This window comes from Aeromonas sp. HMWF015 (assembly GCF_963878965.1).
In the GTDB taxonomy this organism is placed as follows: Bacteria; Pseudomonadota; Gammaproteobacteria; order Enterobacterales; family Aeromonadaceae; genus Aeromonas; species Aeromonas veronii.
This window is the reverse complement of sequence record NZ_CAWNZT010000417.1, coordinates 1-10,892: the sequence shown is the minus strand read 5'-3', so window position 1 is coordinate 10,892 and position 10,892 is coordinate 1. Positions and strand designations below refer to the sequence as shown.

The following is a 10,892-nucleotide window of genomic DNA, read 5'->3' as shown; positions in this document are numbered from 1 at the left end:
TCATGGTGAGGTGGAAGTAGAAGTTGGGAATGCCGTACTCATGGGCGCAGGTATGGCCATCCATTCCCTTGCCACCCGCCCAGTGGGGCACGTAGCGGGCGCTGGCATACTGGCTGTAGTCCGCCTCCAGCTTGCTTTGCAGATAGGCAACGGTCTTGCCGATATGGGCGCGCAGATCCGCCATGGTCTTGGGGTCATCCCCCAGCACCGGCGGCTCGCTGTGGCTGGCGGTGGCGACCACGGAGCGGGCCGAATCGCAGCAGATCAGCACCTGCTTGGCCAGCGGCAGCATATCGACGATCAGCCGCTCGCCGAAGAAGTTCTCCACGTTGAACTGCTTCGCCGCAGCGTGGGCTTCGGCCTTGGCCAGACAGTGGTCGAGGTTGGTCAGCATCTTGATAAACTGGGCGGTAATGTCGCGATTCATGAGCACTCTCCATCTTGTTGAAACAGCGGCCTGCTTGCGTGGCCGCAGTGAATGAGACTGGCTAATCGGCCACCAATATACTCCATCCCCTGTCAGGTTCGAGCCCGTGGTGGCAAAAAGGGCAGGGGAGGTGTGCGCCACACGACAGACTGTGGCGATCAGCGAGCGGCGCGCTGCCAGAGCAGTGTCAGGCCAATGCCAATCACCAGGATCACACCGAAAACGAACGCCAGTCCATCAGGGGAATCCTGTGTCTTGGCAACCAGTACGCAGGCAGCAAAGGTGCAGAAAATCCCCACATAGATGCGCCAGAACCGCGGAAAATCGGTAATGAATTCGATAAGGTCGACCAGATCATCGAGCAGTTGCAGCAGTGACATCATCCCCTCCGGCGACGCCGTTATGCTTTGTTCCCCTCCAGCTTGGCATGACAGAGCGGCAGACGGAATCAGCGATGGCGATACCCAACCGGGCTAACCGGGGGCTGGCCGCGTGAGCGCTCGCTTTTTGAACCTACGAGTCCCTCATTGCCCCTTTTTTGATCTGTGACATAAATCACCTTTTTTCAGGGGCGTAGGCTGAATGTCGTTGTCCTGGACACTCGTCTGCGTATCCGTCAGGACACCAGCAAAGGAGAATGACATGAAGATCTATGACCGTAACCGCAATGCGCTGAACCTGGGTCAGCGCGTGATGATTGCCGCCACTGGCGCAGTCGATTTTCTGAAAGAGGCCTACACCGACAATATGACCCCCTATCAGGCGGAGCATGAGAAGTGCGTGCTGCTGGCAAACACTCAAGAGCGCTATGCGCCCATCGAGTTGATTAGACTAGGCTGATCCTTTTCCCTGTCACCCTACTCTTTACAATTCACCCGGCCACCGCGCCCCATCTGGCGGCCGGGTTTCTGATCTCCCCCTCACCCTGCCAAATAGCGCTAAATGCTGAAAAATTGAGCCGAGTCACACCCTGATCGATTTGAGCGATTGTCAGCCAGCACAGCCCCATGCGAACCTTTATTTTCCGTTAACTCACTAAAAACAAAAACCATGTTCAGGCAAATAATGATGAGTGCCGCCCTGCTGTCGGCGGCGCTGCTTTCCGGTTGTGCTTCCGTACCCATGGCCGATGCCACCGTAGACGCGCAGGCCAAGCAGTTTGTGGCGCCCAAGGATGCGGCCAACCTCTATATCTATCGCAATGAGACCTTCGGTGCGGCGATCAAAATGCCGCTGCTGGTGGATGGCTCTACCGTAGGCGATACCGTGGCCCACAGCTATATCCTCAAGCAGGTGACGCCGGGCAGTCACACCATCACCTCCAAGTCGGAGAACGATGCCACCCTGACCCTCAGCACCGAGGCGGGTAAAAACTACTACGTCTGGCAGGAGGTCAAGATGGGCCTGCTGATGGCCCGCTCCAAGCTGAGTCAGGTCAGTGAAGAGGAAGGTAAGCAAGGGGTGATGGAGAGCAAGCTGGTTAAGTAGCTTTATGAAACATATGTGTTGAGTGATGTAAGTTTTTATGGATAAAAACTCTTCACTCTCATCTTTAACCGAATTAATTTAGGGATAGCCATGGATATATTATTAGTTTCCAATGCACCAAACTCGAGCAATGGTTATGTGACAGTTGATGGTGAGAATACTGACTTCATTAACTTCATAAATAAAGAGTTTACCCCGCCAGAGGATACTGATAACACTGTCCTCTGGAATATAAAGAATTTCGCATCCAAGGCTAATATAGTTTACGCGGCAAATGTTTTATACCAAGCTGCCACCAGCAAAAAAAACTTACAAATAAAGAAAGTGCCAAAAATCAGCTCTGGGAAAAAACATCAAAGAGTTGATTTGCTTTCTCAGTCAGTTATCGTACCCAAAAAAACTATTGTAGACGGAGAGGTAGAATATAATAACGAGATTTTCAAAGGAATGTTCAAATTGAAGGAGCAGTTTGAACAAATAATAAAAAATATGGACTCTGATGATTCAGAGATAATCGTTTGTGACGCTGAGTCTGTTGCAACCTCTTTAGGTTTGGATAGTATTGATGTAGGTATATACACCATTGACAATACAAATCGTCTGATCAAGCTCTCTAATTACTCTCAATGCATGTGGGAAAATGTAAAAGATGGAATAATAAAGACGTTTCTCAATCTCAATGCAAATAGAATATATATATCAGATAAGACGGAAGTCTCTGCGGATACTATTCTTTCAATTAGCAAAGAAGTGATTTCTTTAGCACCTAAATTAGGTTTAAACTTAAGAAGAAGAGATGTCTTTAGCTTTGATATGAAGTTACGTGGGGTATTTGATGTAGAGAAAGCATCAGAGTCATTATATAAGATCACTGCATTCCCTGAGCTTAAAACATTGGCTGAACACATCATTGCGAACAATAATTCAGGACAAAGCTATGAAGGCGTTGCATTTTTAGATGTTTCTTTTGGGGCTGACTTGAATTTAATAACCATCTTCCAAGGTGCATTCTCATCTGGTTACTCAAGAGAGCTGCAGATAAAAATCGAGTTCGCCTAAATGAGGTGTTCCCTATTTTTTATTAAAAGAATGGCGTAGCCAGATCGGCTACGTCATGGGGTTCGGGGTATCTGGCAGCGCCATTATTGGGAACACCTGATCCGGGATGAGCAGGATTACCGCCGCCATATGGATTACGTCCATATCAACCCGCTCAAACATGGTCATGTCACGCGGGTGGCCGATTGGCCGTATTCCACCTTCCATCGTTATGTGGCGAGTGGCATCTATTCGCAGGATTGGTGCGGGTCGATGGATGGGGCGTTGGGGGGATTGGAGTAAACCGCTCGAGGTTTTTGCCTTTGTGAATATTTGAATGCACGCGTATTCCCCAATACGCGATCGTCCGATTATGCTTCGCTAATCGAACCTACGGTCCCTTGATAAACGCAGAACTCAAGATCAAGGCTATGTGATTTAACTATTTGAATATATTGGAAATTTGTGATTTTTTGTTCGTTAATATATCACAAATAGTGATATATTTTTATTGACGGCTAGGCCATGATTGTCCATGATTCCGGTTACACATTTGACTCACGAATTGTAAGTTAAGGGTGTAAAAAAGGGCCCGAAGGCCCTTGGTTAAATCTGGTAGTACTGCACTTTGATTGCTTCTGGACTGGTACTCCAAGAGTAATCGTTGTACTCGTGCGGGACTACACTAAGCAGAAGTAAAAACACAAATCCTACAAGCTTTTGTCTTAAAGCGTCTAGGACCCCTGATATGAGCCACCTGATCCACTTTGGAAGGGTGGCTTTATCATTTGTAGCCTTTAGTGTTGAACGACGTGAACGTCGTGGTCTTTTTGGCATGGATAACCTCCATCATTTGCCATGGAATGGGCACAGTTTTGCCCGGGATGGGTTTTGATACTTCGTTTATCACCATGAGTTGCTCCTCAGTTGATGTAAAACCACTATATGTGGTGCTCCTGTAGCTTCGTAACACAAGATAATGGTGCAGAGAAATAGTTGCAATGTGTGGATAACAGACGTGCTGTGGATAAATTGTGAGTCCCACCCTGTCTGTTAGTATCCACTCACACTGAGCGGGTTTTCATTCGTCCGCTCCGCTAAATACAAGTCTCCCGATCGAAGATGGAAAATTTAAAAAACTTTTTTTGCTTGCGAAAAGGGTTCTTTTTTAATAGCAAATTTAAGTTGAATATACCTTGTCCAATATGGGGCAAATATTGTTCTTCCACAGCTAAAACACAGCAGTAGGTTCGAATAGCGAAGCGTATTCGGACGATCGCGTAATTAAAACTGTCGCTATGAACGTTAGATAAAAACAACCCGGCCTAAGCCGGGTTGGTTTTATCAAAAAGCGGAAGAAATCAGAGCGCTTCCAATCTGGCATACGCCGTCACCAGCCACTTGGCGCCGACGTCGTCGAACTGGATCTGCACCCGACTCTGCTGGCCGACTCCTTCGAAGTTGAGTACCACCCCTTCGCCGAATTTCGGATGGAGCACCCGCTGGCCGAGTTTGATGCCGCTGGCGTCAAAGCTCTGCTGCACCTCGTTCTGGCTAAAGCGGCCGTACTGGGTGGGTCTGCTCACCTGAGTGCGCAGCCGGATCTCTTCCAGACACTCGGCGGGGATTTCGCGGATAAAGCGGCTCACGCTGTGCTGCATTTCGCGACCATAGATGCGGCGGCTCTCGGCATAACAGATGTAGAGCTTCTCCATGGCGCGGGTCATACCGACGTAACACAGGCGCCTTTCCTCTTCCAAGCGGCCCGACTCCTCGGTGGATTGCGGGCTGGGGAACATTCCTTCTTCCACGCCGACCAGCAACACTAGCGGGAACTCCAAGCCCTTGGCGCTGTGCAGGGTCATCAGCTGCACCGCATCGGCATATTCGTCCGCCTGATTTTCGCCGGACTCCAGCGCCGCGTGGGCGAGGAAGGCGGAGAGATCGCTCATGTCTTCCAGCTCGTCCGGGCGCTGGTACTGGCGGCAGGCAGTGACCAGTTCGTCCAGGTTTTCTACCCGCGCCTGGGATTTCTCGCCTTTTTCCGCCAGATACATGGCCTTGAGGCCGGAGTTCTGGATGGCGATATCCGCCTGCTGGTGCAGCGGTAGCATGGAGACCTGCTCCTCCAGCGCGTCGATCAGCTCGACAAAGCCGCGCACCGCGTTGCCGGCGCGACCGGTCAGCACCTTGTCATTGAGCAGTCCCTTGGCCGATTGCCAGAGGTTGAGCCCCTGATCGCGGGCGTTGCCGCGCAGGATCTCGAGGGTGCGATCGCCGATGCCGCGGGTCGGGGTGTTGACCACCCGCTCGAAGCTGGCGTCGTCGCCACGGTTGTTGATAAGCCGCAGGTAGGCCATGGCGTCTTTAATTTCCTGCCGCTCGAAGAAGCGCAGGCCGCCGTAGATGCGATAGGGCATGGCGTCCTGCATCAGCGCCTCTTCCAGCACCCGTGACTGGGCGTTGGAGCGATAGAGGATGGCGCAGTCGGCCAAGAGGCCGCCCTTTTCCTTCCAATCCTTGAGACGGCCGACCACGAAGCGCGCTTCGTCCACCTCGTTGAAGGCGGCGTAGAGGGAGATCGGCTCGCCCTCGGCCCCTTCGGTCCACAGCTCCTTGCCAAGGCGCTCGGCGTTGTTGGCAATGACGCTGTTGGCGGCTTTGAGGATATTGGCGGTGGAGCGGTAGTTCTGCTCGAGGCGGATGGTCTCGGCCCCCTGATAGTCGGTCAGGAAGCGCTGGATGTTCTCGATCTTGGCGCCGCGCCAGCCGTAGATGGACTGGTCATCGTCACCGACGATCATCACCTTGCCGCTGTTGCCCGCCAGCATCCGCAGCCAGGCGTACTGGATGCCGTTGGTATCCTGAAACTCGTCCACCAGGATGTTCTGGAAGCGGTCGCGGTAGTGCTCGAGGATGTGCGGTTTGTTGAGCCACAGCTCGTGGGCGCGCAGCAACAGCTCGGCAAAGTCCACCAGCCCGGAGCGATCGCAGGTCTCCTGATAGGTCTTGTAGATCTGCTGATAGGTGCGGGTGACGGGGTCGCCGTAGAGGTCGATGTCGCCGGGGCGCAGCCCTTCATCTTTCTTGCCGTTGATGTAGCCCATCACGGCGCGCGGGGCCCAGTGCTTCTCGTCGAGGTTGAGCGCCTTGAGCACCCGGCGAATGAGGCGGTACTGGTCGTCGGAGTCGAGGATCTGGAAATCCTGCGGTAAGCCCGCATCCAGATGGTGGGCCCGCAGCAGGCGGTGGGCGATGCCGTGGAAGGTGCCGATCCACATGCCGCGTACGCCGTCGCCGATCACCTTCTCGACCCGGCCACGCATCTCGGCCGCCGCCTTGTTGGTAAAGGTGACCGCGATGATGGAGAAGGGTGAACAGCGTTCCACCTGCATCAGCCAGGCGATACGGTGCACCAGTACCCGGGTCTTGCCCGAACCGGCACCGGCCAGCACCAGCAGGTTGCTGCGGGGCGCCGCAACGGCATCTCTTTGCTTGTCGTTGAGCCCGTCGAGCAGGGTTGAAACGTCCATCACCACTCCTGTTTATTTATACAGGCGGCGATTATACGGCCATCCCCCCGTCAGACCAACTGCAAACTCCGCACGGCGGGCTGGCGAGGGGAGTCGGGCAGGGCGGCTGCGCCGGTTTCTGGTCGGCAAAATGACGGCGGACGGGGGATGGTTTCCAGCTGTAGCCAGCGGCCGGATGGTGCGCCGCGCGGTTATTTTGCGAGCCGGATCACGGGGCGATGGGTGGGGCGGATGCCCAACCGAGGAAAACGGTTTAGAGTAACCAATTGAACAATAAGAGAAATGTCGTTTGGGTCTCTGAATTGTCAGCATAAACAACTGAAAAGTAGCTAAAAAACAACTGCTTGTAAGGTTATTTGCTTATAATTCAAACCGTTAACGCAAACGTTTTTCCCTTATCATTTGCTTGACCCGCACCGGGGCTGACTTAGAGTAACCCTGCGTGCTAGATGACCCGCTTCGGCGGGCAAGCAAGTTCCCTCACTTAATAACAATCAAGGATACGATCGTGACTAAAGTGCTCAAGCTGGCCACCGTGGCCTCCCTCACTCTCGCTGCTCTCTCCGCTCAGGCTGCTTCCGAGCCAGCCGTCATTTATGACACCGCGGGCAAGTATGACAAATCATTCAACGAAGCCGTGTTCCGTAATGGCGTTGAGCTCTACAACAAGGACAAGGGCGTCAAGGTCAAAGAGTTTGAACCCCAGAACGAAGCCCAGCGCGAGCAGGGTCTGCGTCGTCTGGCCAGCCGTGGCAACGGCCCGATCGTGGCGGTCGGTTTCAATATGGGTTCTGCGGTAGAGAAGGTTGCGACCGAATTCCCGAAAACCCAGTTCACCATCATCGATATGGTGGTCGACAAGCCGAACGTTCAGTCCGTCATCTTCAAGGAGCATGAAGGTTCCTTCTTGGTGGGCGCACTGGCTGCCATCGCTTCCAAGAGCGGCAAGGTCGGCTTCGTGGGCGGCATGGATATCCCGCTGATCCGCAAATTCCAGTGCGGTTACGAGCAGGGTGCCAAGTTCGTCAATCCGAAGATCGAAGTGTTCCAGAACATGGCGGGCTCTACCCCGGCCGCGTTTGCTGACCCGGCCAAAGGTGCCGAGCTGGCCAAGTCCCAGTTCGCCAAAGGCGCTGACGTGGTTTACGCCGCAGCTGGCGGTACCGGTATCGGTGTCTATCAGGCAGCCAAGGACAGCGGCAAGTTCGCCATCGGTGTGGACTCCAACCAGAACCACCTGCAACCGGGCACTATGCTGACCTCCATGGTCAAGTCTGTGGGTCTGGCCGCTTACCAGACCTGGGATGACGCTGCCAAAGGCGAGTGGAAGCCGGGTATCAAGAACCTGGGTCTGGCCGAAGGCGGTGTGGATTGGGCACTCGACAAGGACAACGAGAAGCTGATCACCCCGGAAATGAAAGCCAAGGTAGATGCCATCAAGGCTGAAATCATCGCTGGCAAGGTCAAGGTTCATGACTACATGAGCGATAACACCTGCAAATACTAATTAGATAGTTGCTGCTACGACTCTCAACGCACCACCGGCCCGCACGGGCCGGTTTTTAGTCTTATTTCATGAAACGCAGGGCTGCATCATGGACCAGACAGATCGCTATGCCATCGAATTAAGAGGTATCGATAAGCGGTTCGGCGAAGTGTACGCCAACAAGCTGATCGACCTTAAGGTTCGCAAAGGCAGTATCCACGGCATTGTCGGCGAAAATGGCGCCGGTAAGTCCACCCTGATGAGCATCATTTATGGTTTCTACCATGCCGACAAAGGCGAGATGCTGATCGACGGGAATCCTTTCAAACCCCATGGCTCACAAGATGCGATTGCCGCAGGGGTGGGCATGGTTCACCAGCACTTCATGCTGGTCAACAACTTCACCGTATTGGAAAACGTCATCCTCGGCGCTGAGAACGGCTGGCACCTTCAGCAGAGCGTGGCGTCAGCCGAAAAGCTGCTGGGCGAACTGGCGCGGGATTATGGCCTCGACGTGCCGTTGCACGAGAAGGTCGAAGATCTGCCGGTTGGCTTGCAACAGCGGGTCGAAATTCTCAAGGCGCTCTATCGCGGCGCCCGCATCCTGATCCTCGACGAGCCGACCGGGGTACTGACCCCGCAAGAGGCGGATCACCTGTTCGAGGTACTGAAAAAGCTGCGGGATCAGGGGGCGACCATCATCCTTATCACCCACAAGCTGCGGGAGATCCTGGCCATTACCGATCAGGTCTCCATCATGCGCCGTGGCGAGATGGTGGCACACGTCGCCACCAAGGATACCGACAAGGAGCAGCTGGCCGAGCTGATGGTGGGCCGCAAGGTGCGCCTCAAGGTCGACAAGGGGCCAACCCAGCCCGGTGAAGCCAAGCTGAAGATCGAAGGGCTCAGCTACTTCGATGCCAGCAAGGTGGAGCGGGTCAAATCGGTCAGCTTCGAGGTGCGAGCCGGTGAAGTGGTCGGCATCGCAGGGGTCTCCGGCAACGGTCAGTCCGAACTGCTCAGCCTGCTTGGCGGCATTCTCAAGCCGAGCAAGGGCGGCTTCACCATCAGCAGCCGCAGCGGCGTGCACAAGGTGAGCGCAGAGCACCCGGCCGATCCGGAGCTGGTGCGCAACTACGGCCTCGGTCATGTGCCGGAAGATCGCCACAAGATGGGGCTGATCAACCGCTTCGAGGCGAAAGAGGCCTTTATCCTCGGTTATCACCGCCGTCCGCAATACAACAAGGGGTGGCTGCAGAACAAGGAGGCGATCCAGCAGGATTGTCAGGCCAAGATGGAGAAGTGGGACGTGCGCCCGCCCCATCCCGATCACAAGACCGCGAACTTCTCCGGTGGCAACCAGCAGAAGCTGGTGATCGCCCGTGAAGTGGAGCAGGACCCGGATGTGCTGTTGATCGGCCAGCCGACTCGCGGGGTCGACATCGGCGCCATCGAGTATATCCACCAGCAGATCATCGCCATGCGCGACAAGGGCAAGGCCGTCTTGCTGGTCTCGGTGGAGCTGGACGAGATCATGAGCCTCGCTGACCGGATTCTGGTCATTGCCGATGGTCGCATCGTCGGCCAGCTGGATGGTGCCAAGGCGGATGAGCGCACCATTGGTCTGATGATGGCGAATATCGTTCCCGATGACGTTGCCAAGGAGGCCCACTGATGAGCCAAGTACGTATTCCTGCCTGGGTCTCCGTAGGCGTCTTGTCTGCGGTCAACATCCTGCTGGCCTTCCTGGTGTCGGCCATTCTGTTCTACTACCTCGACATCAACCCGGTCGATGCCGCCAAGATCATGTGGTACGGCGCGTTTGGTACCGGTGAAGGGGTCGGCTTCACCCTCTACTACGCAACCGGCTTTATCTTTACCGGTCTGTCGGTGGCGGTCGCCTTCCACGCCGGTCTGTTCAACATCGGTGGTGAAGGTCAGGCCTATATCGGCGGCCTCGGGGTCGGTCTGGTCTGTCTGACCCTCGGCGATGTGCTGCCGTTTGCCTTGTTGTTGCCGCTCTCCATCATTGCCGGTGGTCTGTTCGGTGCTGCCTGGGCCTTTATTCCGGCCTGGCTGCAAGCCAAACGCGGTAGCCACATCGTGATCACCACCATCATGTTCAACTTCATCGCCGCCTCGCTGATGGCCTATCTGCTGGTGGAGGTGTTCAAGCCGCCCGGCTCGATGGCGACCGAGAGCAAGGTGTTTGCCGAAGCTAGCTGGCTGCCCAAGATGAGCGCGCTGGCGAGCAGCTTCGGCATGGAGATGCCCAATAGCCCGCTCAACATCAGCTTTATCTGGGCGCTGATTTGCGCGGCACTGGTGTGGGTCTTTATCTGGCACACCCGCTGGGGTTACGAGATCCGCTCGGTCGGGGCCAGCCAAAGTGCCTCCGCCTATGCCGGTATCTCCTATCCCAAGGTGGTGATCCTGGCGATGGTGATCTCCGGCATGTTGTCGGGCTTCTTTGCCCTCAACGTGCTGCAGGGTGAGCTGCACCAGATCAAACTCAACTTCGTGGAAGGGTTCGGCTTCACCGGTATCGCGGTGGCGCTGATGGGGCGCAACCATCCGGTCGGCGTCATCATCGCCAGCCTGCTGTTCGGTTTCCTCTATCAGGGGGGCGCCGAGCTCAGCTTCGAGTTCGGGGTGGACCGCAACATAGTGGTGGTATTGCAGGGTCTGGTGATCCTGTTCTGTGGCGCCCTTGAGCACATGATGCGTCCGCGCATCGAGCAGCTCTATCTGGCGTTTGCCAACCGTTCAGCTGCGCAAGCCAAGGGAGTCTGATCATGTTTGAAATTCTGATCCTGATGCTGGATGCCACCATTCGTACCGCGCCGCCGCTCATTCTCGCCGCCATGGCGGGCATGTTTTGCGAGCGCTCCGGGGTGGTCAACATCGCGCTGGAAGGCAA

9 protein-coding genes and 1 pseudogene are annotated in these 10,892 nt (G+C 55.1%); 7 read left to right on the top strand and 3 right to left on the bottom strand.

Annotated elements, in window-relative coordinates:
- Both AACS18_RS21420 and AACS18_RS21415 read right to left on the bottom strand, forming a co-directional pair.
- The coding region (locus tag AACS18_RS21420; protein ID WP_108613270.1) for a DUF1993 family protein at positions 1-427 on the bottom strand (427 nt) is incomplete at its 3' end.
- 158 nt (positions 428-585) lie between these two features.
- Entirely contained in the window at positions 586-810 is a 225-nt protein-coding gene (locus AACS18_RS21415) for a hypothetical protein (protein ID WP_146184813.1), read from the bottom strand.
- A gap of 259 nt (positions 811-1,069) precedes the next feature.
- On the opposite strand from AACS18_RS21415, the gene ydfZ reads away from it, so the two are divergent.
- From ydfZ to AACS18_RS21400, 3 genes are all read left to right on the top strand, one after another.
- Positions 1,070-1,267: a putative selenium delivery protein YdfZ gene (ydfZ, locus tag AACS18_RS21410; RefSeq protein WP_108613258.1), complete on the top strand. Its 198-nt coding sequence runs from the start codon at positions 1,070-1,072 to the stop codon at positions 1,265-1,267.
- A 210-nt stretch (positions 1,268-1,477) separates the two neighbouring features.
- Positions 1,478-1,915 (top strand): DUF2846 domain-containing protein, encoded by a 438-nt coding sequence (locus AACS18_RS21405; RefSeq protein WP_108613257.1) that lies wholly within the window; start codon positions 1,478-1,480, stop codon positions 1,913-1,915.
- A gap of 90 nt (positions 1,916-2,005) precedes the next feature.
- On the top strand, positions 2,006-2,974 hold the full coding sequence (locus AACS18_RS21400; protein ID WP_108613256.1) for a hypothetical protein: 969 nt from the start codon (positions 2,006-2,008) through the stop codon (positions 2,972-2,974).
- A 1,340-nt stretch (positions 2,975-4,314) separates the two neighbouring features.
- On the opposite strand, the gene uvrD is transcribed toward AACS18_RS21400, so the two are convergent.
- The gene (gene uvrD, locus AACS18_RS21390; RefSeq protein ID WP_108613255.1) at positions 4,315-6,486 is read right to left on the bottom strand and encodes a DNA helicase II; all 2,172 of its coding nucleotides are present in this window, start codon (positions 6,484-6,486) and stop codon (positions 4,315-4,317) included.
- A gap of 508 nt (positions 6,487-6,994) precedes the next feature.
- On the opposite strand from uvrD, the gene AACS18_RS21385 reads away from it, so the two are divergent.
- From AACS18_RS21385 to AACS18_RS21370, 4 genes and pseudogenes are all read left to right on the top strand, one after another.
- Positions 6,995-7,993: a BMP family lipoprotein gene (locus AACS18_RS21385; RefSeq protein WP_005340803.1), complete on the top strand. Its 999-nt coding sequence runs from the start codon at positions 6,995-6,997 to the stop codon at positions 7,991-7,993.
- Positions 7,994-8,081: 88 nt separating this feature from the next.
- Positions 8,082-9,647 carry an ABC transporter ATP-binding protein gene (locus tag AACS18_RS21380; protein WP_108613254.1) on the top strand — a complete coding sequence of 522 codons (1,566 nt, stop codon included), beginning with the start codon at positions 8,082-8,084 and terminating at the stop codon, positions 9,645-9,647.
- On the top strand, positions 9,647-10,765 hold the full coding sequence (locus AACS18_RS21375; RefSeq protein ID WP_108613253.1) for an ABC transporter permease: 1,119 nt from the start codon (positions 9,647-9,649) through the stop codon (positions 10,763-10,765). The genes AACS18_RS21380 and AACS18_RS21375 overlap by 1 nt, the downstream gene beginning before the upstream one ends.
- Before the next feature lie 2 nt (positions 10,766-10,767).
- A pseudogene (locus AACS18_RS21370) lies at positions 10,768-10,892 on the top strand (ABC transporter permease); the annotation flags it as partial.

What these genes read in the sequence shown, in the direction of transcription:
- AACS18_RS21415 (WP_146184813.1), bottom strand. Translation starts at nt 810, where the DNA reads ATGATGTCACTGCTGCAACTGCTCGATGATCTGGTCGACCTTATCGAA.
- ydfZ (WP_108613258.1), top strand. Translation starts at nt 1,070, where the DNA reads ATGAAGATCTATGACCGTAACCGCAATGCGCTGAACCTGGGTCAGCGC.
- AACS18_RS21405 (WP_108613257.1), top strand. Translation starts at nt 1,478, where the DNA reads ATGTTCAGGCAAATAATGATGAGTGCCGCCCTGCTGTCGGCGGCGCTG.
- AACS18_RS21400 (WP_108613256.1), top strand. Translation starts at nt 2,006, where the DNA reads ATGGATATATTATTAGTTTCCAATGCACCAAACTCGAGCAATGGTTAT.
- uvrD (WP_108613255.1), bottom strand. Translation starts at nt 6,486, where the DNA reads ATGGACGTTTCAACCCTGCTCGACGGGCTCAACGACAAGCAAAGAGAT.
- AACS18_RS21380 (WP_108613254.1), top strand. Translation starts at nt 8,082, where the DNA reads ATGGACCAGACAGATCGCTATGCCATCGAATTAAGAGGTATCGATAAG.
- AACS18_RS21375 (WP_108613253.1), top strand. Translation starts at nt 9,647, where the DNA reads ATGAGCCAAGTACGTATTCCTGCCTGGGTCTCCGTAGGCGTCTTGTCT.